Consider the following 26544-nt stretch of genomic DNA (forward strand, 5'->3'; position numbering starts at 1 on the left):
AATCAGGCGCGCAGCGCCGCCACCAGCGCCGGGTCAGCCTCGGCACGTACCAGCACTGGAATAACATGCAATGGCGTCTCTACCGTCAGCCACTGACCGCCCTGATATTGCGTCCCGCTGCGCGTAATCCAGCGATCGCCTGCGGGCAACCAAAGGCGGCGCTCACGCTGCCCGGCATGCAATACCGGCGCTACCAGCAAATCCCGGCCCAGCAGATATTGGTCTTCTGTCTGCCAGCTCTCCCCCTGCTGCGGATAGTGATAAAACAGCGGACGCATCACCGGATCGCCCAGCTGATGCGCTTCCTGCATCAGCTGACGGATATAGGGCCGCAGACGCTCGCGCAACAGCAGACAATCCTTCATCAGCGCGTAGTTCTCCTCGCCATAGCTCCAGACCTCATTCGGCGAACCGCTGTTGCATTGTGCAATGCCGTTACGCCAGGCCTCTTGCGGCTGAATTTGCGGTTCACGGTAGCCGTGCAGACGCATCACCGGACAGAATACCGCCCACTGGAACCAGCGGATCAGCAGTTCATGGAAAGCGGGATCGTGAATATTTCCGCCCTGAAAGCCGCCAATATCGGTGGTCCACCAGGGAATACCGGCCATCGCCATATTCAGACCAGCCAAGAACTGATTACGCAACGCATGAAATGAGGAGTGGACATCTCCCGACCAGGCGAGCACGCCATAACGCTGGCTGCCCGCCCAGGCGCAGCGCACCAGGTTGACGATCTCTGTTTCGCCCTGCTGTTGCAGGCCTTCCCAAAAGCCTTGCGCAAACTTTTGCGGATAGATATTTCCCACCTCAAGCACCGGCCCCAGATGGTAGCGATAGTTATCAAAATCGTAGGCACGATACTCCGGCTCCGCCTCATCCAGCCAGAAGGTACGAATACCGAGATCGTAATAGTTGCGCCGCACTTCCTGCCAGACAAACTCTCGCGCCGCCGGATGCGTGGCATCAAAAAAGGTGGTGTTGCCGAGAAAATCCAGATTAACCGATACGCCACGATCGCTGTTAACCAGCAGTCCCCGCGATTTCATACGCGCATAGTTGGCGCTTCGGCTATCCACCGTCGGCCAGACCGAGACCATGGTTTCGATGCCCATCTCTTTTAGCTCTTTGACCATCGCCGCCGGATCCGGCCAGTCGAGCGGATCAAAGCACCAGTCGCCCTGATTCGGCCAGTGGAAAAAGTCGATCACAATGACCGATAGCGGTAGCTGACGCCTGCGGTACTCGCGCGCCACCTCCAGCACCTCCTGTTGGGTGCGGTAGCGTAACTTGCACTGCCAGAAGCCGGTAGCAAAATCGGGCATCACTGGCGCGGTGCCTACCGCGCGACCATACTGACGCACAATCTGCGCTGGTGAATCACCGGCGGTGATCCAGTAATCCATCTGATCGGTGACCTGCGCCTGCCAGCGGGTAATATTTTTACCGAAGGTCGCCTCGCCAATAGCCGGGTTATGCCACAGCAAGCCATAGCCGAGACTGGAAACCATAAAAGGCACGCTGGCCTGCGAGTTACGCTGCGCCAGTTCCAGCGTACACCCTTTGAGATCCAGCCCCTCCTGTTGATACTGCCCCATCCCGTAAATCTTTTCGTCACGCCGCGCCTCGAAACGCACCGTCAGCTGATATTTGCCGCCCGGAATCGGACGGAACTCGCGACCATCCAGCTTCAGCGCGCTGATATATTTATCCTGACTTTTCTCCGTGGCACCAATACCTACCGTGGTGCGCTGACGCCAGAACTCTTCCAGCAACAGTTCGCCGTGCTGATTATAAAAAGCCAGCTGGCCGCGCTGGTTCAGCGTGGCGGTAATATTGCCGTTACGCAGGCTAAGCGTCTCGTTTCCTTGTGTCATTTCTACCGGCAGCGGTGCCGCTGGCAGCAGCGCCCAGTCAGTATCCGCAATGTCAGGCTGGCAGCTGGCGCGTACCCGCAGGCTGTTCTCTCCCCACGGCTCGATAATCAGCGTTTGGCGATCGAACTGCCAGATAAGACGGTGCGCTTCCGCACGTAATTCACTCATGACAACTCCTGTGGCTGCAAAGCGTTTGATCCGGCAGCGGACTGCGCCGCCACGGTTTTATGTTGGTTAATCTGGCGCATCGTGTCGTCATTAAGCCGATACCAGCGCATCGTCAGGGCGCTACAGAGTGAAAGCACGCCGGGGATCAGGGAGAAGAGCGCAATGATAGCCAGCATAGCGGCAGGATTTTGCTGCGGTGCCTGCGCCACGTAGCCGCTGAGCCCCAGCGTCCAGCCGACAATCGCTCCGCTCACCGCCATGCCCATTTTCAGCACCGCCAGCAGCGTGGAAAAAATGGTGCCGTCCATGCGTTTACCCTGACGATATTCGCCGTAGTCCACCACATCGGACATCATGACCCACATCAGCGTGGTGGTGACCTGATAGAAGCTGGAAACGATAAAGGTCATGCCCACCAGCAGCGTCAGCGTTGCTGGCAGAAAGAGAATGGAAATGCTTAACAAACCGCAGGCGACGGCGCTAAAAGTGAAGGCAGTGAGCTTGCTGTGACGCCGGGTCATCCACTTCGCCAGCCCGCTACCGACGCATTTGCCAACAATATGCGCGGCCAGCAGCCACATAAACAGGCTGGCATCGCCCAGATAATAGGTGACGTAATACATCATCGCCCCAAGGCGCACCACGCCGAAGGCGATATTAAAAAACACCAGCAGCGCGACAATACGCCACTGGTCGTTGCGCAACATATCGCGCAGATCGGCACGGAAATTTTCATGCGTGCCTTTGACGCTAACGCGTTCGCGGGTGTTGAAAAAGCAGAGCAAAAACATCACCGCCGCCAGGCTCGCCATCACCGCCATGGCGTTGAAATAGCCATCCAGCTTATTGCCGCCGCCCAGCCACTCCGCCAGCGGGATCATCAGGAAAGTGGACATCGCACCACCCAGCGTGGCGAGGAAAAAGCGGTAAGATTGCAGAGAAATACGCTGGGTATCATCAGAGGTGATGATTGCGCCCATCGAACAGTAGGGAATATTGATGGCGGTATAAAGCAGCATCATCAGGCAGTAGGTTACGCTGGCGTAAATCATCTTGCCGGTCAGCGACAGCGACTCAGGGACGGCGTAAATTAACAGGCAACTGATACCAAACGGCACCGCCAGCCAGAGCAGCCAGGGACGAAATTTACCCCAGCGCGTATGGGTGCGATCGGCGATCAGCCCCATCGCCGGATCAACGATGGCATCGGCAATGCGCGCCAGCAGAAACAGCGTGCCGACAAACACTGCCGGTAAGCCGACCACGTCGGTGTAATAGAAGGTGAGAAAAATAATAACGTTTTCCAGGCCGATATGGCTTGCCATATCGCCCAGACCGTAACTGACTTTTTCTTTAACCGATAAGGTTGCTCGCATCTTGGTCCGCCTTGTTGGTTTGCAAAGGGGCACCCTCCCTGGCTCTGAAAGGCAGTTATAGGGAGCCAGGCAAACAACAACAATTGCGGGATCTGATTAAAGTCTTATGTTTTTTATTTTATGTGATACGGGTAACAACGTTACTTCAGCGCTAACCGGCGTGCCAGACGGTGCAGATTACCCGCGTCCATTTCCAGCCGCCGGGCGCAGGCAGCCCAGTTATTATTGCTGGCCTGTAGCGCCCGCAAAATATACTGCCGCTGAAAATCCCGCGTGGCGTCCTGCAGGCTCTGCTGCGGCAGGGTTTCTGCCAGCGGCGGCGTCGCTGCCACTTTCGTGGCGCTATCGAGGGAAAAATGCTGCGGCATCAGCAAAATATCGCCGTTGCGGGCATCCGCCTGCGCAACGATAGTGGCGCGATAGATAGCATGTTCCAGTTCACGGATATTGCCGGGCCAGCCGTAGCCGCTCAACATGTTGCGTGCCGCCGCGCTCAGCGCAATATGCTGCAGGCCAAATTTCACCCGGCATTTTTCACAGAAGTAACCGGCCAGTAAAATAATATCCTCGCCGCGCTCGCGCAGCGCCGGAACCTGCAACGGAAAAACGCTCAGACGATGATACAGATCGGCGCGGAAGCTGCCCTCCGCCACCGCCTGCCGCAGGTCACGGTTAGTGGCGGCCAGAATGCGCACATCCACCTTCAGATGTCGGTCTTCGCCGACGCGCTGCAAATCGCCATACTGTAGTACCCGCAGCAATTTTGCCTGTAGCGTCAGCGTCAGCTCACCAATTTCATCCAGAAACAGCGTACCGTTATCGGCCATTTCGAACTTGCCGGTACGATCGTGTACCGCACCGGTAAAGGCTCCTTTCACATGGCCGAACAACTCACTTTCCGCCACCGTTTCCGGCAGCGCCGCACAGTTCAGATAAATCAGCGGGCTGGCAGCACGCGCCGACTGGCGATGCAGCGCCTGCGCCACCAGCTCTTTCCCCACACCGGTTTCACCACTGATCAGCACATTAAGATCGGTAGGCGCCACCACCGCAATTTCTTTCTTTAGCTGCTGCATGGGCAACGACTCGCCAATCATTTCGCTGCTTTCGCCTGTGCTTTGCCGGTGAGCGCTGAGCGTAAAGGCGTTGCCCGGCTGCTCCAGCTGTTCCAGCAGCAGCGCGTTGTTCAGAGCGCTGCCGGCCAGGCTTGCCACCACCCGCAGCTCTTCATCGCTGTAATCATCAAACTGGCTGGCATTCATGCCGTCCAGCGTCAGCGCACCGATCAGATCCTGACCGGAAAACAGCGGCAACCCAACGCAGGCGTGCACATGCAGCTCATGCCGATCGGGGATCAATCCATCATAGGGATCGGGTAAATCGCTGTCGGCCGGAAAACGCACCACATCTCCGGCGCGGGCAATCGCTTCCAGACGCGGATGCGCCTCGATTTTAAAACGACGCCCCATTACATCTGGTGCCAGTCCGGCGGTCGCCAGCGGACGAAAATGCTGCGCCTCATAGCGCAACAGCGCGGTGGCATCGCACCGCAGCAGGTGATGAATACTGGCGATCATCCGGCTAAAACGATCGGAGCGGGAAAGTCCGTTCTGGATCTCTACCGCCAGCGCGGCCAGGCCTTCAACTGAGATTGTCATACTGTCTTTTCCACAATGTCATTGTTGAAAACACAATAAACCTCAATTGTCACTTTAACAATTATAAAAATAAAAAATCTTAAATATCAATTAAATAAAAGTTGGCACGCCGCATGCACTAAGTAAAGAAACTTTATGAACCTGTTGAGGAACCAAAATGAGCATTCACGTTAAAAATAACATTACCTGGGTAGGCCAACGTGACTGGGAAGTACGTGATTTTCATGGTACCGAATATAAAACGCTGCGAGGCAGCAGCTACAACAGCTATCTGATCAAAGAAGAGAAAAACGTCCTGATTGATACCGTCGATCATAAATTCAGCCGTGAATTCGTGACCAACCTGATGCAGGAAATCGATCTGGATAAAATCGACTACATCATCATCAACCATGCGGAAGAAGACCATGCGGGCGCGCTGACCGAGCTGATGACGCGTATTCCCCATACGCCGATCTACTGTACCGAAAACGCTATCGATTCAATTAATGGTCATCACCATCATCCGGAGTGGAATTTTAACGTGGTGAAAACCGGCGACTCGCTGGATATCGGTAACGGCAAAAAACTGATCTTTGTGGAAACGCCGATGCTGCACTGGCCGGACAGCATGATGACCTATATGACCGAAGATGCGGTGCTGTTCAGTAACGACGCTTTTGGTCAGCACTATTGCGATGAACATCTGTTCAATGACGAAGTAGACCAGACTGAGCTGTTTGAGCAGTGCCAGCGCTACTACGCCAACATCCTGACGCCGTTCAGCCGCCTGGTAACGCCGAAAATCAATGAAATCCTTGGCTTTAACCTGCCGGTAAGCATGATCGCCACGTCTCACGGCGTGGTATGGCGCGATAACCCGACGCAGATTGTTGAGCTGTATCTGAAGTGGGCGGCGGATTACCAGGAAGATCGCATCACCATCTTCTACGACACCATGTCCAACAACACCCGCATGATGGCCGACGCCATTGCTCAGGGCATTAACGAAGTTGACCCACGCGTAGCGGTGAAAATCTTTAACGTGGCGCGTAGCGATAAAAACGAAGTGCTGACCAACGTGTTCCGCTCAAAAGGCGTGCTGGTCGGCACCTCCACCATGAACAACGTGATGATGCCAAAAATCGCTGGTCTGGTCGAAGAGATGACCGGTCTGCGCTTTCGCAACAAACACGCCAGCGCCTTCGGCTCGCACGGCTGGAGCGGCGGCGCGGTGGATCGCCTCTCTACCCGCTTACAGGACGCAGGCTTTGAGATGTCCCTTAGCCTGAAAACTAAATGGCGTCCGGACGGCAAAGCGCTGGAAGCGTGCCGTGAGCATGGCCGCACTATTGCGCGTCAGTGGGCACTCTCTCCGCTGCCGGAAAACGTTGCCCAGCCGGAGCCTGCCGCTGCACCTGCCGCCGCGCTGGATGTGCCGGTTAGCGCCGCGCCGGAAAGCGCCGCCGCAGGCGATGCTGAACAAAAGATGGTCTGTAGCGTATGCCTGTGGGTATATGACCCGGCGACCGGCGAAGATTCTCAGGACGTTGCGCCGGGCACTGCCTGGGCTGACGTGCCGGACGACTTCCTCTGCCCGGAATGCGGCATGGGTAAAGACGTTTTTGACCCGTACGAGGGCTAAGATTATGTCATCAGATATTGTCATTATCGGCTCCGGCTTTGCCGCCCGACAATTAATTAAAAATCTGCGTCAGCAGAATAAAGAGATAGCTATCCGCCTGATCGCGGCGGACAGCTGCGATGAATACCATAAGCCAGAACTGAGCCACGTTTTCTCTCTGGCGCAGCGGGCCGACGATCTGACCCGCGTCACCGCCGCCGAGTATGCGGAGAAGAACAACGTCATGCTGCATCCGCATACGCGGGTAACGCGTATTGATGCTACCACGCACCGCATTGAGACCACGGCGGGCGACTTCGCCTACGGCAAGCTGGTGCTGGCTACCGGAGCCGAGGCACTGGTACCGTCGGTCAGCGGCAGCGAGCTGATGTATACCCTGAACAGCCAGCAGGAGTATCGGCAGTGTGAAGAGAGCCTGCAGGGCGCGCAACGCGTGCTGCTGCTTGGCGGCGGACTCATCGGCACTGAACTGGCGATGGATCTTAACCGCGCCGGTAAACAGGTAACGGTCATCGATCGCAGCGGCGGCCTGTTATCCGCACTGATGCCGCCGGAAATCAGCGGCCGCCTGCAACATCGCCTGCTACAAGCAGGCGTGGAGATGCGCTTTAACAGCGAACTGGCTTCGCTGGCGCGCTATCACGATACGCTGGTCGCCACGCTGAGTAACGGCCAGCAGATCACCTGCGATGCGGCGGTATGCGCCATTGGCCTGCGTCCGAACATTGCGCTGGCCCAACAGGCGGGCCTGACCACGCGGCGCGGCATTGTGGTAGACGATCGGCTAACCACGTCGCATCCCGATATTTTTGCGCTGGGCGATTGTGCAGAGATCCAGGGCAAACTGATGCCGTACCTGCAACCGGCTCAGCTGGCAGCGATGACGCTGGCGAAAAACCTGACCGGTAACAGCGCCAGCCTGAGCCTGCCAGCGATGCTGGTAAGGGTTAAAACGCCGGATCTGCCGCTGCACCTGGCAGGCCGCGCGGGCGATCCCGATCTGAACTGGGAGATGCAGTTCAGTAAAGCGGGCATTGTGGCGAAAGGAGTGGACGCTGCCGGACAGCTCAAAGCGTTCGTGGTCAGTGAAGATCATATGAAGCAGGCGCTTCCCCTGCTGAAACAGTTAACCCGTTAAACACGGAGCCAAACATGACCGACCTGATTTGTTATCAAACGCTGCCGCGCTGGAACAGTGATACCTTACCGCCCGCCTGGCAGCAGCCTTACCGCACCGAGGCGGGCAGCTGGGCGCAGCCGAAGCTGTATAAAGGCACGCTGGATCTCGCCTTGCTGACTGAACTGGGCGAGATAACCGAGACCTTAACTTTAACCGCTGATTCCCGCCCGCCGCGCCTGGGGCCGGAGCAGCTGCATCGCGTGACCGGTTTCAGCCCTGACATGGAGTGCCAGCTGGCGCTTTACTGCAAGCCGGAGGATTACTATCACCGCCGCTATCAGCTAACGCCGACGCATTCTGAGGTGGTGGAAGCGGCAAAAATCATTCCGCCGGGGCGCGTGCTGGATCTGGGCTGCGGCAACGGGCGCAATGTGCTTTATCTGCATCAAAAGGGTTTTGAGGTCGAGGGTTGGGATAAAAACAGCGACAGCCTGAACGGCCTGCGGCAGATTATTGCCACCGAGGCGCTGGAGGGGATTCACCTGCAGCAGTGCGATTTAAATCAGGTCACGATTAAGAAGCAGTACGATTTTCTGCTCTCTACCGTGGTGATGATGTTTTTGCAGCCGGAGACGATCCCGGGGCTGATTGCTCAGATGCAGCAGGCCACCACGCCGGGCGGCCACAATCTGATTGTGGCGGCAATGAGCACGCCGGACTATCCCTGCCCGATGCCGTTCCCCTTTACCTTTAGCCGCAGCGAGCTTCTGGGCTATTATGACGGCTGGGATATTCTGAAGTACAACGAGAACCCCGGCGCGCTGCATAAAACCGACGCGCAAGGTAATCGTATTAAGCTGCGCTTCGCTACGCTGCTGGCGCGTAAGCCGGTTTGAGTATCTGTCTGCTCAACGGTACTGCGGGTAGCGCTTACCTGAGCCATGCGGCGGTCAGCCAGATTAAATAACCGACGCGGCTTAGCCAGATAAACGGGTTGGTTGCAGCGGCGGGAAAATGATTTTTCAGGGCTTAGAAAAAAAATCCCGGCCAGTTGGCCGGGATTCTCATTTACTTCAAGATATAATCAAATTTCTCATCCCAGTTAAATCGAATGTCTTGTTGTTTTATTTGCTCGAAGATTTGAACAATTTTATCAAAGCCTTCACCAAGATATTTTTTTGATTGCTCGGAGTTTAGCCAAGTTATCGTTACTGGTCTTTCTACATCATTACTTAGCCGATCTCTGAGAGCATCAAAATTGCCTCCATAGTAAGGGCCAAAATTTAATAGCAAGGACATAACTTTATGGAAGTCATGTTCATTTCTTATTGTTTTCCCCTCTAAAATTATTTCACTCATACTCACTTCCACTTACCTATTGAAGTCGCAGTTTCATAGTGGTCAGTCGTTATATAAAGCAAACCATCATTTGAATATAATAACCTTGTTCCTGGTTGGTTGCTTCTTGACATAGTATTATTTAATCCTATATCGGCTTCTCGCCATACTCTATCCTGCGCTGAGGGTAATAGATTTGTCGAATTTTCAAAGACATCCCCACCTAACTGACCGCCAGGAGTCGTATTGTTTAATGCCTTACCAGGTTTCCAACCATTAGCCGCTGCCTGCGTTTTATTCAAATAATGCTGAGGTAACTGCCCAGTGTTGCGCAGACTTTCCACTACTTCATTTGCCGCTTCAGTAGTTTTCAGATCCAGTTTTAGGCCCGCATATTTAACAGAATTATGAGCAACATTACTGGTGTTTTTTGCAACATTTGCGGCAACAACCTCTGTTTTCCCCGCCTGTTCACCGCCCTTAATAATATTATCAATAGCCGACGTATCAGACTTACTTGCCGTAGCTGCTCCCTGAGAAGCTTTTCCATTTCCTGATAATGGCTTATCTAGTGCAAACGCAACGATCACCGATGCAAGAACTGCTTTACTCAGGTTGTTTTTTTGCAATCCTGTATTATTCGCTACCGGTTCCAGTTCAGAGATGGAATAAGCAGCCAGTTTCTGGCATTGCGCGTTACAGTCCGGCGACGCCTGCAGCACTTTCAGATTCGCAAGCTCCGCTTTCTGGTCGTTAACCGAAATCCCTGTTGCCAGTGCCTTCGCCTGCTGCGCTGCGTCCAGCTTTTTCAGGTCAGACAGAAGCTGCTCTCTTTCCTCATCCGTCTTCGCATTCGCGTATTTTTCGGTGAATGTCGTGATGTCCTTATCACTCAGGAAATTATTCTCAACAACAACTTCGTTCGACGCGCTGTCCCTCACCGCAGCCGTTTTTTCACTGTACTTTACATGTGTTAAAGTCGAGTTTTGCTGATGCGTACCTGCGTCGCTAACTTTTTGCCCCGACGCGCTTTTTCAGCCCAGACACGCTACCGCCATACCGTGATCGTCCGATCTGCACAGCCGCATCTTAGCAGTCAGCAACAGCCCCGCCATTAGTATTTCCTTTAGTTTCAGTTGGGTTAATCTGGTAACGGTGCTACAAAACATACCCTGTCCCGTTATTGAATTATAAAACTGTGCTCATTCGTGGCAGGTGCATGGAAAATGACAGATAAAACAATCCCGGCGCGAAGGCCGGGAACGTTAAAATAAGGAATAGCTTTGCTCGCTGTACAGGCTCTTTAAATTAAGTCTTCACCATTAAGAAGTACTATTACGTTTTCTTTTCCCAGTTCATTCCGTATCATATTAGCCATCTCATCTGTCGATATATCTAGAGCCTTGTTATTAACTGCAATCATGAAGGAAGACTCGGCGTTAAGACCATATTCCATTGAAATGTCTTTATCGAAACGGTCTAACGGGCAAGCTTTATACAATAGATAGTGCACCGGAAAAATCTCAGGATTTTTTTCCTGAAAGAAATTCAACTTACATTGTAATTCCAATGTAGGTAACGTTGTAAAACATGTCATATCAATCGCCATTTTATCTCACTTAATCCTTATAACATTACCAGATTTATCAATGACAATAACTTTTTCGAGTCCTATTATAGGCCATTGAGAAAGTTGATTTTGTAATGCAGGCAAACTAGCTTTTGTATCAGACATATTGATAACAACATTATTTGTTTGTCCTGAAGTGACTTTGCGCTTAACCTCGCTATAGATATTTCTGACATTACTGGATTTTGGCGCATAATTATCAAAAACCTCACCATTTATCCGATAATCAGGGTTCTTATTGCCAGAAATATAGGGGTTCTGCTCAACCTGGAAGCCAGACTGTGAAAGTATCTGAGCACTCTCATTTTCTCGATTCAAAGAACGAATATTCTCTTTCGTCATTTTAGGATCTGTCGGCGTAACACGTCCTGTCAATGTTCCCTCAGATTTTGCAATACTGTTACCAATAGTGCTATTTTGCCAAAACGCAGCATCTCCTGAAGAAATAATAGAACCTCCAGGCTTGGATATTGCGCCCTGTCCAGCCAGACCACCAAATATAGCTGCCGTGCCAAGACCTACATTTAAAACACCGTCACCATAACTGCCATCGACTATTTGTCCAATACCGGTACCTGTCTGATGTGCTCCGCCAGCAACAACAGATCCCCTCACCAATGCTCCCGGCACTCCAGGAAGTACCAGCAGAGCATCAGTACCCAGTGCTGCCTGTCCCGATTGTGCACTATAAGTTTTAAGGTAGCTGAGAGCCTCATTATAAGCTTTGGCATCAGCGGCTGATGCCACAAAAGCCCCACCTTTGGTCAGTGCCTGTATGGCTTCAGCAGCCTGCTGCTCTGAATAACCATACATCGTCTGAAGTTCATAACCGTACTGGTTAAGTAGCCCGGCAAGTTGTTGCTTTTCAGCATCGTTAAGTTGGCCTTTCTGATACTTATCCAGAAGCGTATTACTGGCCCTGTCTTCATTGGTCAGACGAACAATAGCCTGTGAGGCTTGCAGCAGATTCTTTCCATTCTTCTGGTCTTCCAGTGCTTTGTTCAGGGTGTCGTTCTTCGACGGTGACAAAGCATTATTCTCAACCGCATTTTTCCCGGCCTGCGCGCCGGTGGTGGCGGATGCCGTGCTGTTTCCTGCCAGGCCGCCCGCCAGACCCGCTGCCAGCGTGCTCATCAGGCTCAGTTCCTGACGCTGAGCCTCCGTCAGCTGACTGCCCGGCTCTGACAAATCGACATGATAATAATGCTCAGCAATATAGTGCGCCGCCAGCTCGCCGCTGAAGGCGCCCGCCGCGCCTGCCGCTGCGTTGCCGCCCGCCATCTGTGCCGCCACCGCGCCCCACACCGCGTGCGCTGCCGCATTGGCCGCCACGTTCACGTTACCTTCCGCGTCGGTGGTCTGCTGTTTGATGACCTGCGCCACCCACGGGTTCAGCCCGCCTGCCGCCGCCTGCGCCGCATTACCGCCCGCAACGCCGCTGATAATCGCGCCCAGCGACTGCACCACCATCTGATTCTTACTGCCGGTGCCCCAGGTCCGCATCTCTTTCTGGTAGGCGTCGCTGCTGCGCAGTTCATCCAGCCATTTCTGCCGTTCTTTCTCACCGGTCCCCGCTGGCTGCTGATTGCCGGTGTCCTTTTTGGCTTTTTCCAGTGCCTGAATATCGCCATAGGTCTGCACGATATTGCTCATCTGACCGGTGATTTCACCCGCCATCTGCGCCATCTGCAGCCGCTTCTGCTCCTTCTCCTTGTCGAATATCGGACTGATGCTGCCGTTGGCGTGCTCCGTGTCGCGGCTCAGGTCATTCAGATTTTGTTGCTGTTGCTGCTGATTACGGAGGGTAATGGTGCCGTCAGCCACCGCCGACTGCGTGGTGCCTTCCGCATGGCCTTTACCGCCCAGCCCCGCCAGCAGCGTGCCGGCAGTGTTAGAGAGCGCGTTTGAGAGCAGCTGCCCGCCCAGCGAACCCTTGCTGGACATCCCGGCGCTGATGCCGCTGTGGCTGACCTTATAATCCGCCGCGTTGCCGATATCGCTGAAGCCCAGCGTGCCGGTGTCGAGGCGGTTTTTACCAGCCTCCGCCGTGGAGGCGATTACCGCACCGTTCAGCTGCGTGTGGCTGCCGGTGGTGATGTCAAAGCCGCCCTCGCCGGCAAAGATGCCGCTCTGCTCGTGCACGCTGCTGTAGCGGCTGCGCATTTTGTCCTGGCTGAGACTGATGTAACCGGAGCCACTCATCGAGCCAAAGGTAAAGCTACCGCCCGCCCCGAAGCTGGTCTGCTTCGAGTCGTAACGATCGCTGTCCTGCTGGCTGCTGATTGTCAGGTCACGCCCGATATCCGCCGTGACCTTGTTGCCGGTGACCTGCGCGCCGTTCAGCGTGGCGTCGCGTCCGCTGTTCAGCGCCACGTTGCCGCCGCTGTCCAGCGTGGTCTCGCTCCAGCGCGTGCCGTTGCCGCTCTCTTTGCCCTTCGCGCCGTTGACGCTGGCAAAGATGCTTATGCCCGCACTACCGCTGCCCACGCCGAAACTCAGGCCAACGCCGCCGCCGCTGCTGCTGTTTTTGCCGCTGCTCTGCTGCGTGCTGGCCGCGCCGGTTAACAGGATATCCCTGGCGGCGTTCAGCGTACTGTCGCCCGCCACCTTCATCTGGCTGCCGCCAATCAGAATATCACCGCTGCGCGCGCTGTCGCCTTTACCGTTAGCGGTAATCGTCAAATCTTTACCGGCGTTCAGCGTGGAGCCGTTAACCGTATCAGAACTCTGATGCTGCTGCGATTTCGATTTTTGCGTGGTCAGTGAGACGCTGATGCCTACGCCATTATTCGGATCGCCGCTGGCCGTTGCCTGCTGTGACGCCAGCACTGCCTGTACGCCGGAGAGCGCGGTTTTGGTCGCCTGCAGCGCCGCGAGTCTGCCGTCGCTTTCGCTTTTTGCCGCCTGCGCGGTTGCCACTGCGCTATTGATGGCTTCGCCTACCGCGCCGGACAGCGCCAGCGTCAGGCCGCTGGTTTTCTGCTCAAAGCGTTCGTCACGGGTACGCTTATCGTGGCCCGGCTCGATCACTACCGCATCGCCGTTGATATCCAGGCTTTTGCCTGCCACCAAATCCGCCCCGCCAATATGCGTTTGCCCGCCTGAGGTAATCGCCACGTCGCCACCGGTACTGCCCACGGTACTGACGCTCTGGCTTTGCGTGGTGCCCTTCTCACGCAGATCGTGCACCGATTTGCTGCTGCCGATAGTAAAGCCAATGCCGCCGCTGCCCATAAGGCCGCTTTTTTTGGTTTCCTTAAAGCGCCAGCTGGAATCGGTATTGGTGGCCGCTGCAATATCTACATTGTTGCCCGCCCTCAGCGCAACGCTGCCATCGCCCACCACCTGCGAGCCTTTGACCAGCAGATCGTTGCCCGCCGTGACCGCGACATTATTACCGCTCAGCAGCGTGCCCGCCTCACGCGTGGCGCTGTCCTCTTCGATGGTGTGCGTGGTTTTCTTCTTCAGGAAACCTTTTTTGGTTTTGGTTTCCTCTTTGTAGTGATAATCGCTTTCGGTCGCGGTGTTCAGGTTAACGTTATGACCGGCGGCAACCGCGATATCCTGCTGCGCTGTGACCTGGGTTGCGTTGCTGTTCAGGTCGCGTCCCGCCAGCAATGAGGTATCGCCACCGCTAGCGACTTCGGTGCCCTGCTGGCGCACATGCTCATTGATTTCCTGCTTTTTGCCTGCCTTATAGCTGTTGCCGGAGCGGGTTTCTTGCGCCTGCAGATTAAGGTCGCGTCCCGCCTGCAATGCCACATCGCCTTCCGCCGCCAGACCTGCCGCCTGGCTGGTGAGATCGCGCCCTGCCGCCAGTTTTAGATCGCCACCGCTGGTAATAGTAGTGCGATCCAGACCAGAGGCGTGCGACTCCGATTTGCCATTGCAGCTGTTTTGCTGGGTGGTTGCGGCGTTGAGGTTGAGATCGTTGCCTGCTGAAAGCGCGGCATCTTTTCCAGCATTCAGCGTGCTGGCACTTAGCGACAGATTATTATCCGCATGCATTGCCAGCTGACCGCCAGCAGAGATATTGCTGCCCTGCCAGGTGGTGCTGGAATTACCTTTGGTATTCCCTCGAATAGTCTGACTTTGCGCCTGGTTAATTTCATTCGCGGTAACGGCGATATCGCCCCACGCGTTCATTAATAGATTGCCGCCAGACTTAATATCTGCATCCTGAACCGCAATGTTTTTACCTGAATTCAGGCTAAGCGCATCGGCGGCATTGATGCTGGCTCTGTCGCCCACCATCGTCTCAGTCAGACTGACTTTATTACCGAACAGCCCCTCTCCACCAATATGGATCTGCTTCGTCTGCGTGATGTTATTAATGCTGCCGTTCAGGCTTTCAAGCGCGACTTTTTTCCCGCTGATGGCTGAGCCGATATTATTAATATCGTTTAACGCGCTCAGCTGGAGATCGCCGCCCGCATTAATCAGCCCCTGATTCAGGTTATTAATGCTGTTCTGGCTATCAAGGTTTAGATCCGCTTTGGCGGTAAGCGTGCTGCCGCTATTGGTGATATTACCTGCGTCCAGCTTGACGTTATTACCGGCAATCACGCTGCCGTTATTTACCGTCACATCCTTCGGCGACAGATAAACTTTCGGCACCATCACCGTTTCACCATTAACGGTGGCGGCTTCCCACCAGATAATGCTGTGATCAAGCGCGGCGATCTGATCGGCGGTAAGCGATACGCCAAACTGCAGGCCCAACGACTGCTGTGCGGCGGCAGCGTTATCCATCAGGTAACGCATCTGTTCCAGATCGGAACCGATGCCGTTAATGTAGCGGCTGCCGGTTTGATTGATTACCGTATTGCTGACGTAGCGCGTATCAAATGCCGCATCGCCAAGGAAACGATAGTCATATTCCGGGTGCAGATTCAGGCGACCCAGCAAATAGGAAGACCCTAAAAAGGCTTTTTCATTGGTGAACTGAGTGCGAGTTTCCTGCTCAGGCGCTGTCTCCGGCTGGGTGCCTAATAAGGAATAGAGATCGCCATACAGCCCTTTATCCAGCTGTCCTAAGCCGTTTAACTTCGGGTTTACGGTGATCAGATAATGGCTGTTTGGATCGGCAGACGGCACGAAATAGCCATTATCGCCGCTCGGTAAGGGATAGGCGCTGGTATCAACCGGGTTGCCCTGATAATGGTTTAACGCCTGGCCCGCAGTATTAGCAGCGGCCAACTGTGCCGCCTTCTCTAACGACGATGCGCCTTTACGCGAACCATCATACTGATTAAGCGATGCGCCAGATCCGCCATTGCTTTCCAGCGAGCCGCCGCCGTTAATTGCCTGTAGCGCACTTTGCAGCTGATCGCGCCACTGGGGGGAATTAATGGCAAGCCCGATAACAGGAGTTAACGATTGTGTTTGCTGAGCACCGTTAATGTACTGATGACTTAAGGCACTTAACCCAGGCGCGCTTAATGTGTGACTGAAGCCATCCACTTCAGATGTAGTATTGGTGTTGCTAATATTAGTTTTAACATTAAGGTTAACTGTACTGCCAGCCTGAATAACAGCACGAAGACCGGTTCCATCCACTGTGGTTTCATATTCAGACAAGCCTGAAATAATATATGGAACTCTTCTATTTAAATCATTATTAAAATGTATGGTAACGCTGTCGTTATAGGGCTCTCCATCACCCTGATTAACAAGAGGTATACCTACCATATTGAATGAATCAACTTTATAGGTGATATATTCTTTTGTAACTGAGTTTTCCCAGCTACTATTTTTTAGTATATCCCCAGTTATATTTATATCTCTTCCGGCCAACAGACTGCTTGCTTGATTATCCAGTGAAAGTGCTGAAACAGCCAAATCGCGATTAGCAGCAATTCGCCCAGCTGGGCCTTGTGATAAAGCCTCGCTTTTTGTCTGTTGTACCAGATAACGTCTCACTCCTCCTTTTTTGGTTGGTGCATAATAATTATATTCATAATAACTACCTGCACTCTCTGCCCCGCCGCCGCCGCTTGTTTCGAGGTAGGTAAATACTCCAAGCTCTCCATTTGTTTTGGATAAATCACCTAACCTAACGAGGATACGTTCCTGACCAATATTTGCAGGTAGATTGGGCATTGTTGTGGTAGTTTTTGAAGTCTCTAACCCATTACGGGTATTCAATAAATGCCCAGTCTTAACCGTGATATCGCCGTTCTGCGTCTCGATGGTGCCGGAGGTGTTTACCACCTCGCTATTGGCATTGCCTGCCGCGTCGCGCTGCATCCACAGGCTGTTACCCGCCAGCACATCACCCTGCTGGTTTTTGATACTGTTGGCGTAGAGATACAGGTTATTCGCCGCGTAAAGCAGCGCGGTATTCACGATGCTGCCCGGTGCGCTGAGCGTCAGATTGCCCAGCGTGCCGGTAAAGCCGTCGAGCGCGATATCGCTGCGGCTGGTCAGGTTGATGTTGCCGCCGCCCTGCAACGTGCCGCTGCCGTTCATGGCGATGCGGTTGCCGCTTAGCGTGCTGTCGCCGTTGCCGCTGGTGAGCTGGCCGTTGTTAATCAGATCGCCACCTGCGCCCAGTGTTAGCGCCTGGCCCTGCATGGTGCCCAGGTTTTCCAGCGCGCCGTTACTGCTTACGCTCAGTCGGTTACCGGCGGCCAGCGTACCTTTGTTGGTAAAGGCGTTAATCAGCTTCAGCGTCGCGTCGCCCAGCGCAACCACCTGTCCAGGCTGGTCGAGGCCGTTGCTGTTCAGCACCAGGTTACCGCCGCTGAACAGCCTGCCAGCCGCATTCTGATTAACCTGTGCGGCAGTGACGTTTAGCTGATTGTTGCCCAGCAGGGTGCCGCCGTTGGTCAGTTGCTGATAGTTAACAGTGAGAGTGTCGCCCTGCACGCTGCCCTGGTTATTCAAACCGTTGCCGGTCAGGGTGCCCTGCTGCTGCGCCAGCAGCGTGCCGCTGTTGCTGGCGTTGGCGGCATTCAGGATCAGCTGCGTTGCCTGCAGCCAGCCGCTGTTGGTGAGCTGCGGGGTGTTCAATGTCAGTTCGCCGCCGGAAAGTATTTTTCCGCTATTGTTCGCCAGGCCGGTGGCGTTAATTCCGCTCGTTTCGCCGCCCTGAATCAGGCCGTAGTTAAACAGTTCCGGCGCTTTAAGCGTCAGCGCCTTCTGGCTGAGCAATGTGCCGTTAGCCGCATTGGTTAAACGGCCACTTAGCGTCAGCAGCAGGTTGTTATCGCCCTGCATCCGGCCACGGTTGTCCAGCGCGCCGCTAATCACCTGTAACTCGCCGCCCTGAATATGTCCGGCGTTATTCACCGATGCCGCCTGCAGATCCAGCTTACCCGCCGTCAGCAGGGTTTTATCCTGCTGCTGGGTCAGCGCTCCGTTGAGTTTTACCGTCAGGCCGTTAACGCCGCTGATATCGCCGCCGTTATTTAGCGTGTTGCCGTTCAGCGTCAGGTTTTTGGCTACCCATTGTCCCTGGTTGGTTAACGCCAGCGCCTGCAATGCCGCCGTGCCGTTAGCGCTGATTTTGCTGTCAGCAGTGGAGTCCAGCTTATCCGCGAGGATCAGCTGCATAACGTCGGCGCTCTGGATCGCGCCGCCGTTAGTCAGCCGCTGCGCGTTCAGCAGAATCTGTTGCCCCTGCCAGCTGCCGTTGTTAGTGACGTTGTCGCCATTGATGGTTAAGGTGCCCTGCGTCAGCAGCGCGCCGCCCTGGTTATTGATCAGCTCACGCGCGGGCGTGGTCAGCGCCATCAGCATCATGCGGCCCGCCATCTGCGGCAGCGACCCCAGCGTCAGCGCCTGTAGCCCAATCAGGCTGCCCTGATTAATCACTTTCGCCGGTGCGATATGCAGCGTTTTTCCCTGTACCGAACCGCTGTTGTTCAGGCTGCCGCCGGTGAGCGTCATCGCGCCCGCGCTCAGCACATCGCCCTGGTTGGTCAGGGTCTGCGCGTGGATCTGCGCGGCGTCCTGGCTGAGCAGATCGCCGTTGTTAGTGAGCAGCCCCGCGACGTTCGCGGTCAGCCCGCCGTTGCTCAGCAGCGATCCCTGATGTTGCCAGTTGTTGGCGCTAACCTGCGCCTGTTCACCCTGCAGGGTGCCGCTGGTCATTAGCCGATCGGCGTTCAGCGCTAACAGCCCGCCGGAAAGCGTACGGCTGCCCGCCGCGCTGGTCAGGCTGTCGCCCTGAGCATCCAGCAGAGAACTGCCCTGCCACAGCCCGCTGTTATTGAGCGCCTGGCCGCGCAGTGTCAGGCCGTCAGCGAGGATTTTACCCTGGTTGGTCAGGCTGTTTGCCGTCAGGCTGGCATCGCCCTGGCTTAACAGGCTGCCGCCGTTGTTTAGCTCATCACGCAGGCTGCCGGTAAGCTGGTCGATGCCGTTGATGGTGCCCAGGTTTTCCAGCGTATTGCCGTTAATCTCAATCTTTTTGCCCTGCCAGCCGCCTTCATTGCTGAAGCGGTTGCCGTGCAGCAGCAGACTGTCGCCGCTCAGCAGCGTGCCGCTGGCCTGGTTATCCAGCTGCTGCGCAGTGATATCCAGCACACTATCGCCCTGCAGCGCACCACGGTTATGCAGCGTATCCGCCGTTAGCGTCAGAGTCTGTGCGGCCAGCGCGCCGTTGTTCTCCAGCGTTTGCGCATCGAGCGTGGCCTGCTGCGCCAGCAGTTCGCCGTTGTTAGTCAGCGTTTCATTAACCTGAGCAGAAATCGTATCGGCCAGCATTTTGCCGCCGTTGCTGGCCTGACGGGCGTTGAGATCCAGCGCGCCATCCACCTGCAACAGCCCGGCGTTATCCAGCCGATCCAGCGTTAACGCCAGCGGCCCGCCGCTCAGCAGTTCGCCATCCTGCTGGTTGTTAAGCTGGGTGCTGTTCAGCGTCAGGATGCTGTTGCCCTGCAGCAGGCCACCGTTGGTGAGCTGCGGCGAGGTAAGGCTAAGGCGATCCGCCGCCAGCTTGCCCTGGTTAAGGATGCGCCCGCCCTCTAAAGTAAGCGCTTGCTCACTTATCAGACTGCCGCCGTTGTTGATGTCATTATTAACTTGCGCATCCAGCAGCGAAGAGGCGCGTGCGCTGCCGCTGTTTTGCCAGCTTTGCGCATTAACCCGCAGCGTATCCGCCTGCAAAACGCCCTGGTTATCCAGCTGCGTGGCAGCGAGTTCCAGCGTGCCGCCGCTAAGCAACTGTCCGTCGCGCTGATTGCCGATGGTGCCGCCATGCAGCGTTAGCTCGTCGTTGCCCTGTAGCAGGCCGCTGTTAATCAGATCGCCGCGCAGCGTTAATGCCTGCGCCACCAGCCAGCCGCTGTTATCGCTGCTGTCAGCCTGAAGCTGAATGCCATGCTGACCCAAAATTTTGCCGCTGTTGTGCAGCGTTTTGGTTTTTAAGTCGGCGTCGTGCTCGCTAAGCGCGTTGCCGCTGTTCTGCCAGTCGTTAACGTTTAACGACAGGGCGTCGCCCTGTATCAGGCCCTGATTATCCAGGCTGTCGCCCTGTAGCGTCAGTTTTCCGCCGCTGAGCAGCGTTCCGCCGTTGGTCAGGTCACTGCCGGTAATGGCAAGATCTTTGTTGCCCTGCAGCAGGCCGTTGTTGTGCAGCATATCCGCGTTGATCACCAGGCTGTCTGCCGCCAGTTGCCCCTCGTTACTCAGCTGTTTTTGCTGTAGCTGCATTGCCCCCTGCGCCAGCAAATATCCACCCTGCTGGTTAAGCAACTGGTTATGGCTGGCACTGAGCGTGGCAGCGTTAATCTCGCCGCTGTTGATTAAGCTGTCGCCGCTGAGCAGCAGTCCGGCGTCGCTTTTAATCAGGCCATCATTATTGAGCGTAGGTAGATCAAGCGTGAGGTCGCTGGCGGAGGCGATACTGCCGCCGCTCAGGTTATCCAGCCGATCGGCAGTCAGTCCCAGATTTTTGCTGCCCTGAATCAGGCCGCTGTTGGTGAGCTGCGGGCTGCTGAGCGTTAGCTGCGGCGCGATCAGCGAACCCTGGTTAAGCAGATTACCACTGGTGATCATCAGCGCATCCTGACCGGCAATCGCGCCGCTGTTGTCCAGCGTATCGGCATGCAGCGTTTGCTGCTGCGCCAGCAGCGCGCCGCTGTTTTTCGCCTGTGTCGCGCTAAGCGTCAGTGTGCCGCCTGCGGTAAGCTGCGCGGCGTTATCTACCCCGTTGCGCGCTGTGAGTTTGATATTGTTGCCGCTGTCCGCCGTGCTTGCCTTATCGGTTTTTATCTCTGCGGCGCTGAGCTGAATATCTTTTCCGGCGGTGAGTTTGCCCTGGTTAAGCGCAACCTTGCCGTTGCTGGTCAGGCTAATAGTGCTATCGCTGACCAGCGACCCCGCATTAACCGCCACCTCCTGTACGCCGTTCAGGGTTACCGCGCCGCCCGCTTTATGATCGCCGCTCAGGGCGATGCTCTCGCCTTTGGCCGTCAGCGCGCCGCTGGTCAGGCTGTTTTTCAGCGTCAGCCTGCCGCTGGCATCCAGCACCATATCGCCCTGACGGGCATTCAGGTTGCCAAGGTTAACCCCAACGCCTTTTTCGCTGGAGACCAGATGAATGCGGTTAGCATACATGCCGCCCAGCGCGCCGGTATCCACCGCCACGCCCGGTGCCGCGCCGCTGCCGGCGATCGGCGTGACGCTGCCATCCTGCGCCACCCGGTTGGCCCCGGCAATCAGCTTCAGATCGTTGGCGTGGATCGCCGCGTTGATTTCGGTGGCGCGTGAAATAAGGGAGAGCGCGTCGCTCTGGCTGGCATCCAGCCCCTGCCCTTCCACGGTAATGGTGCCCTGGCTGACCGTCAGTGCCTGCAGATTGCCCTGCGCATCCATGACCGGCTTGCCGGTAGTCAGGGTGGCGTTAGGCGTGTTAATAAATCCGCAGCCGTTACAGGTAATGCCGTAAGGGTTCGCCACCATCACGTTGGCCGCTTTCCCGGCTACTTCGGTATAACCCTGTAGCTGCGAACGGTTCGCGCCGGTCACTTCGTTGATGATCGCTTTGGCTTCCTGCCCGGCTTTCAGATTGGGGTTGTTCTGGATCAGGCCGCCCAGCTGCGTCGGAGTGAGCTGGCCGGTGGCGTTATTAAGGATCAGCCCCTCTTTGCCTACATTGTAATTCTGATACTGGTTATGAGAGAGGCCCGCCTGGTTTGGCGTGGCGATATTGATCACCGGCACGCCGTTAGCGGCCTTATCCAGCTGGGTGCCTTTACTGGTTGGGACGATGTTTGCCGCCAGCGCGGGCAACAGCGGTTGCCAGGCAATTAATGCGCAAATCAGGTAGCTCAGCAGACGTTGAGAAAGGCGTACCGGTTGTTGTTGATTGTCCATAATCTTTGCCTCTTAAAAAACCAAAGCGACCTGATAGTTAATGCTGAGATGATCCGGTGCCAGCCAGCCGGGATAGCTAAGTGGAACGCCAAGCGTGAACTGGGTAGAAAAATAGCGATTACGGCTGCCAAGCCCGACGGCGCCGCCCCACAGCGTGCCGGAGGCCCAGGGATCCTGCGCATCCTTTTGCAGCCAGCCGCCGTCCAGCGCCAGCGTGCTGCTCATGTCGCCGATATATGGCAGGGTGAACAGGCGGTAGTTGAGTTCGTTGCGCCAGTAGCCGCCGTTGTCGCCAGAGAGGTATTGCTCTTTAAAGCCGCGCACCGAGCTTTCGCCGCCTATCGTCAGGCGCTCGCTGCCGTACAGCCGGTCCGGCGACCACTGTGCATATGCGCTGGTCAGCCACCAGAGATCCTGGGTAAGCGGACGCTGAAAACTGGCGTTCAGGCTCCATTTACGAAATGCCGCCCTCGGCAGATCGCCGCTTTTCCCTGCGTCATGTTCGGCCTCAAACCAGGGCATGCCGCGACTGAACGTCGGGTTAAAGGTGACAATGCCGCCTGCGATTTTCTGCGTATGATTGATACCAAGCTGAAAACTGGTCAGGCGACGGCTACTGCTGTGCAGCAGGGTGTCGTTCAGCCAGTTATGGCTGCTGCGCTGGCTTATGCCCGCCATCAGGCCGGTTTTAATTTCGCCGTTGCGGAACATCACCCAGGAGCCGGTGAGACGATGCGCCTGGCTGTCGCCGTGCGATAGCCAGTTGAAGCCGTTGTTATTGATGGTGCTGCGGTAATCGCTCCAGCTGTAACTGTAATCCAGCAGTCCGTAGCCGTAAGGCACGCTGACGCCAGCCTGAACGTTTTGCGCATCGCGCGCGTGGGAAAAAGCACTGCTGCGGCCACCGCTGATAAACCATTTATCCGCCAGCCCCAGCGGGTTATTAGCCGTCAGCGAGCCGTTAAGCTGCCCCATGCCGGTGCTTTTTTGCCCGCTGTTATCAAAGCTCAGCGAGGCGGTGAGCGGGAATTCCGGCGTGGCGGTTAAATTAACAATCGAGTAGCCGGGGTTATCGCCGGGCAATATCTCAATCTGGACCGGTGTCGTGCGCAGCCGGTTAATTTGCTCCATGCCCTGTTCAATATCACGCAGATTAAGCAGTTTGCCGACCAGACCCGGGAACGCCATACTTAACTGGCGCGCATCGCCGCCGTTCAGACGAATTGCCTGTAGTTTTCCTTCCAGCACGGTAATATGCAGCTGACCGCTGGCAAGGTTCTGTTCAGTAATAAAGGCGCGGCTGGTAATATAGCCCCGGCTGATATACCACTGCGACACGTCGCGGATCAGCTGATTAATTTGCGGCATGCCCAGACATCGCCCGGAATAAGGGGCAGTCAGGCGCTGTTGTTGTTTTTTGTCAGGCAGCGTGGCCTGTTCAATGATAATTTTCTGAACGGTGATACAGCTGTCTGATACATCCCTGGGCGCGGTGCTGATGGGTAAACGCGTATCGGTGCTGCGCTGTAACTCATCGCGCTGCTGTTGGTTTTGCTGCAGCAGCCGCTGCTGTTCAAACTCAACCTGATTGCGATCCGCAGGCGAAAGCGGCGCCGCGTGGGCGTTTGCCAGTAATAACGCAGCGGCCAGCGCGACTATTTTCCTTGTCTTTGCCATCATTAAGGGCCAAATGGTGAATGAGATTAATCTTATTTTTAATGGCGCACAGAATAACAGCTAAACAATTAAACTTTCACCGATAGTGAAAAAAAAGACGACTCTTTAATTATTTGAATTAGAGAAAAACTTATTATCTCATTAACGCAAATAATTTATTTCATTGCCTGCTCAGCATATTTTTTTCACCATCAGGCAAAATAAATGTTAGAAAAATAGTAACGTTATCTTTTTATTTCCTGGGTTAATAGTGACATTAGTAAACCATTTAATTTGTCTTTTCTCCCACCTGTAAATAAAAAAGCCCGCTGTTAAAGCAGGCTCCGGGAGAGTGAAATAGTGGAAATCAGAAAGAAAGAGTGACGCCCGCGTAATATGCGCGGCCTGGCTCGTTGTAAGTGGAAGCCCCATCGTTTTCACGGTAAACGCGTTTATCCAGCAGGTTGCTGATCCCGGCATTCAGTCGCAAATCTTTCATCAGATCATAGTTAACGTTCAGGCCAACCACAGAATAGGCGCCGACTTCTTTATCTGACATGCCGTCTTTTTGCTCTTTATTGATTTCCGCATAAGCACGCGGCTTCTGGCGACCGTACATCGTCCAGTTAACATTCGCCGAAAGCTTATCGGTGACCTGATAGTCCAGCATGGTGTTGATGGTATATTTCGGGATAATCGACAGCGGGTTGCCGGTCTCTTTATCTTCCGAGGTGATCATATAAGTGACGTTGGTGCGCCAGCTCAGCATATCTTCCACCACCGGGATCACCAGGTTGCCTTCCAGCCCTTCCACTACCGCTTTGCCGCCGTTTTCCCAGCGCAGTACATGGTAACCGTTGCTGGCAACGCCAACCAGCTCGGTGCCGGAAACGATTTTGTTTTTATAATCGTTGCGGAACCAGGTAATACCGGCATTGTAGCCTTCGTGAGTAAACTCAAGCCCGATCTCTTTATTCACGCTGACTTCCGGGTCAAGATCGTCATTGCCCATCAGGTAGCACTGACTCTCGATACCAAGCGGACAGCCGTTACCCCTGGTGGAAAGCAGGTAGCCTTCACTGGACTGATAAAGATTTGGCGCTTTAAAGACGCGCGCAATGCCCGCCTTCAGCTTGAAGTCGTCGCCCAGCGCCTGTGACAGGTTCAGGCTGGGGCTCCAGTTGTTGCCAAACTTGCTGTGATGATCCAGGCGCAGGCCGGGGATCAGATTCGTCCCTGCCAGCGGCTCGATATTATCTTCAAAATAAACGGCGCTGAGATCTGCGTTGTTTTTGCTGTTACGCTTCGCCGGATCGCCAGAAACACCGCCAATATCGATATCGCCAGCGTTCAGCATTGAGGTGGACGCCGGATCGTTCAGCTCTTCACGGTTCCATTCCGCGCCCAGCGTAATATTTTGCTCTACCAGCAGATCCAGCGGCAGGTTAATTTCGCCGTTGGCACGGTAGTTTTCCAGACGGCTGGTTTTAAATTGGGTGCTGTTAATCATCCCTTCCACTCTGCCGCCTGCGCCTTCCTGCAGTCGGGTATTGTTGGTTTTTTCATAGGTGAAGCCCAGGCGCGACTGTCCCCAATCCCAGATGCCGTTATGGGTAATGCCGTAAGACTGACGGTACATGCGGTTGGTTTCGTGGCCGTAAAGCGTCTGGATCAGGTTGCCGGGGCTGGCATCACTGTTGCTGTATTGGGTATCGCCCGCATAGATATTGCCCTGACGACTGTAGCCGTAGTTAACATCCACGATCTGCGTGGGCGAAAGTTTCCAGGAGAGCAAGCCATTAATATCTTTGTTGCGCACCCCTTCGCGTCCGGCGGCAAAAGAGCCATTCTGCGCATTATTGATATCCCAGGCGTCGGCGTCGGTTTTGTTGATATTGCCATAGAGACGCATAGTCAGCGCATCGCCCGCCAGAGGTCCGCTGAGGCTAAAGTTGGTGCGTTTGGTCGCCCCTTCTTTGTCATCTTCCGGCTGGCTGGTAAACAGTGACATGCTGCCGTGCCAGTCGTTGGTCGGACGTTTGGTTGTAATATTAATCACGCCTCCCGCCGCGCCGGAACCATAGCGCGCCGCCGCCGGACCGCGTAATACTTCAATGCGTTCCACCATTTCCGGCGGCACCCAGTTGGTATCGCCGCGCGTATCGCGCTCGCCGCGCCAGCTATAGCGCACGGCATTACGTGAAGTGGTGGGCACGCCATCGATTAAAATCAGGGTATTTTCCGGGCCCATGCCGCGAATATCGATTTGGCGGTTATTGCCACGACTGCCGTTGGCACTGTTCCCGGTCAGATTAACGCCCGGCATCTTACGGATAATGTCCGAGAGATCGTTTACGGGCGGGCTTTTTTCGATGTCTTTAGCGGTAATAATCGAAACGCCAGGCTGCTGTTTGAGTTCTTCTTCTGCCGTGGCGCGCACTGTCATTACGCCTTCGTCCGCTGGCGTTTCATCAGCCGCCAGGGCGCTACCGTTAAAGCAAAGCAGCAATAACAGTGCACAAGGACGCATCTGGAAAGATTTTGTATGAATCATGCTACTAATCCCTGTTAAATGTATAAGATTGTTTCTGCGCATGCATGATAACGATAATTATTTGCATTACACTCCCTCAGCATCAAGCTTCACAAAATCTCCATAATTCACCGCTGTAAAAAACAGCAAAACTATGTCACCTCAATAAAAACTCTTTACTTACATTGTTTTAGCTTAATTTAGCTAATTCAGAGGCCGCTTCTTGTTACCGAATTCTG

General features: G+C 55.0%; 12 protein-coding genes. 3 read left to right on the top strand and 9 right to left on the bottom strand.

The genetic code is table 11. The annotated features are described in order from the left end of the window. Positions 1 to 2: 2 nt before the first annotated feature. The 3 genes from B1H58_RS02245 to norR form a co-directional block, all read right to left on the bottom strand. Positions 3 to 2045, bottom strand: coding sequence for a glycoside hydrolase family 31 protein (locus B1H58_RS02245; RefSeq protein ID WP_085067780.1), 2043 nt, complete (start codon positions 2043 to 2045; stop codon positions 3 to 5). Further along, complete coding sequence (locus tag B1H58_RS02250; protein WP_085067781.1) at positions 2042 to 3421, bottom strand: glycoside-pentoside-hexuronide (GPH):cation symporter; 1380 nt, start codon at positions 3419 to 3421, stop codon at positions 2042 to 2044. Before B1H58_RS02250 ends, B1H58_RS02245 begins: the two co-directional genes overlap by 4 nt. A gap of 140 nt (positions 3422 to 3561) precedes the next feature. Then, complete coding sequence (gene norR, locus B1H58_RS02255; protein ID WP_085067782.1) at positions 3562 to 5079, bottom strand: nitric oxide reductase transcriptional regulator NorR; 1518 nt, start codon at positions 5077 to 5079, stop codon at positions 3562 to 3564. A gap of 157 nt (positions 5080 to 5236) precedes the next feature. Here norR and norV point away from each other — a divergent pair, with 157 nt between their 5' ends. From norV to tehB, 3 genes are read left to right on the top strand one after another with little or no spacing between them, the layout of a single operon-like run. After that, positions 5237 to 6703, top strand: a complete 1467-nt coding sequence (gene norV / locus B1H58_RS02260) for an anaerobic nitric oxide reductase flavorubredoxin (RefSeq protein ID WP_085067783.1) — start codon at positions 5237 to 5239, stop codon at positions 6701 to 6703. A gap of 4 nt (positions 6704 to 6707) precedes the next feature. Beyond that, complete coding sequence (gene norW, locus B1H58_RS02265) at positions 6708 to 7841, top strand: NADH:flavorubredoxin reductase NorW (protein ID WP_085067784.1); 1134 nt, start codon at positions 6708 to 6710, stop codon at positions 7839 to 7841. Between the two features lie 14 nt (positions 7842 to 7855). Then, positions 7856 to 8719, top strand: coding sequence for an SAM-dependent methyltransferase TehB (gene tehB, locus B1H58_RS02270; protein ID WP_085067785.1), 864 nt, complete (start codon positions 7856 to 7858; stop codon positions 8717 to 8719). A gap of 172 nt (positions 8720 to 8891) precedes the next feature. Here tehB and B1H58_RS02275 read toward each other — a convergent pair whose 3' ends face one another. The 6 genes from B1H58_RS02275 to B1H58_RS02300 form a co-directional block, all read right to left on the bottom strand. Then, positions 8892 to 9182 carry a barstar family protein gene (locus B1H58_RS02275; RefSeq protein ID WP_085067786.1) on the bottom strand — a complete coding sequence of 97 codons (291 nt, stop codon included), beginning with the start codon at positions 9180 to 9182 and terminating at the stop codon, positions 8892 to 8894. 2 nt (positions 9183 to 9184) lie between these two features. Beyond that, positions 9185 to 10102: a ribonuclease domain-containing protein gene (locus B1H58_RS20885; protein WP_208615332.1), complete on the bottom strand. Its 918-nt coding sequence runs from the start codon at positions 10100 to 10102 to the stop codon at positions 9185 to 9187. A 362-nt stretch (positions 10103 to 10464) separates the two neighbouring features. Then, positions 10465 to 10770 (bottom strand): hypothetical protein, encoded by a 306-nt coding sequence (locus B1H58_RS02285; protein WP_085067787.1) that lies wholly within the window; start codon positions 10768 to 10770, stop codon positions 10465 to 10467. A gap of 6 nt (positions 10771 to 10776) precedes the next feature. Next, positions 10777 to 22116 (bottom strand): hemagglutinin repeat-containing protein, encoded by an 11340-nt coding sequence (locus B1H58_RS02290; RefSeq protein ID WP_085067788.1) that lies wholly within the window; start codon positions 22114 to 22116, stop codon positions 10777 to 10779. Positions 22117 to 22128: 12 nt separating this feature from the next. Then, on the bottom strand, positions 22129 to 23796 hold the full coding sequence (locus B1H58_RS02295; RefSeq protein ID WP_085067789.1) for a ShlB/FhaC/HecB family hemolysin secretion/activation protein: 1668 nt from the start codon (positions 23794 to 23796) through the stop codon (positions 22129 to 22131). Between the two features lie 343 nt (positions 23797 to 24139). Next, the gene (locus tag B1H58_RS02300) at positions 24140 to 26326 is read right to left on the bottom strand and encodes a TonB-dependent siderophore receptor (RefSeq protein WP_085067790.1); all 2187 of its coding nucleotides are present in this window, start codon (positions 26324 to 26326) and stop codon (positions 24140 to 24142) included. Between the last annotated feature and the right edge of the window lie 218 nt (positions 26327 to 26544).

The organism is Pantoea alhagi, assembly GCF_002101395.1.
Taxonomy (GTDB): domain Bacteria; phylum Pseudomonadota; class Gammaproteobacteria; order Enterobacterales; family Enterobacteriaceae; genus Mixta; species Mixta alhagi.

What these genes read in the sequence shown, in the direction of transcription:
- tehB (WP_085067785.1), top strand. Translation starts at nt 7,856, where the DNA reads ATGACCGACCTGATTTGTTATCAAACGCTGCCGCGCTGGAACAGTGAT.
- B1H58_RS02290 (WP_085067788.1), bottom strand. Translation starts at nt 22,116, where the DNA reads ATGGACAATCAACAACAACCGGTACGCCTTTCTCAACGTCTGCTGAGC.
- norV (WP_085067783.1), top strand. Translation starts at nt 5,237, where the DNA reads ATGAGCATTCACGTTAAAAATAACATTACCTGGGTAGGCCAACGTGAC.
- B1H58_RS02250 (WP_085067781.1), bottom strand. Translation starts at nt 3,421, where the DNA reads ATGCGAGCAACCTTATCGGTTAAAGAAAAAGTCAGTTACGGTCTGGGC.
- B1H58_RS02245 (WP_085067780.1), bottom strand. Translation starts at nt 2,045, where the DNA reads ATGAGTGAATTACGTGCGGAAGCGCACCGTCTTATCTGGCAGTTCGAT.
- norW (WP_085067784.1), top strand. Translation starts at nt 6,708, where the DNA reads ATGTCATCAGATATTGTCATTATCGGCTCCGGCTTTGCCGCCCGACAA.
- B1H58_RS02295 (WP_085067789.1), bottom strand. Translation starts at nt 23,796, where the DNA reads ATGATGGCAAAGACAAGGAAAATAGTCGCGCTGGCCGCTGCGTTATTA.
- B1H58_RS02275 (WP_085067786.1), bottom strand. Translation starts at nt 9,182, where the DNA reads ATGAGTGAAATAATTTTAGAGGGGAAAACAATAAGAAATGAACATGAC.
- B1H58_RS02300 (WP_085067790.1), bottom strand. Translation starts at nt 26,326, where the DNA reads ATGATTCATACAAAATCTTTCCAGATGCGTCCTTGTGCACTGTTATTG.
- norR (WP_085067782.1), bottom strand. Translation starts at nt 5,079, where the DNA reads ATGACAATCTCAGTTGAAGGCCTGGCCGCGCTGGCGGTAGAGATCCAG.
- B1H58_RS02285 (WP_085067787.1), bottom strand. Translation starts at nt 10,770, where the DNA reads ATGGCGATTGATATGACATGTTTTACAACGTTACCTACATTGGAATTA.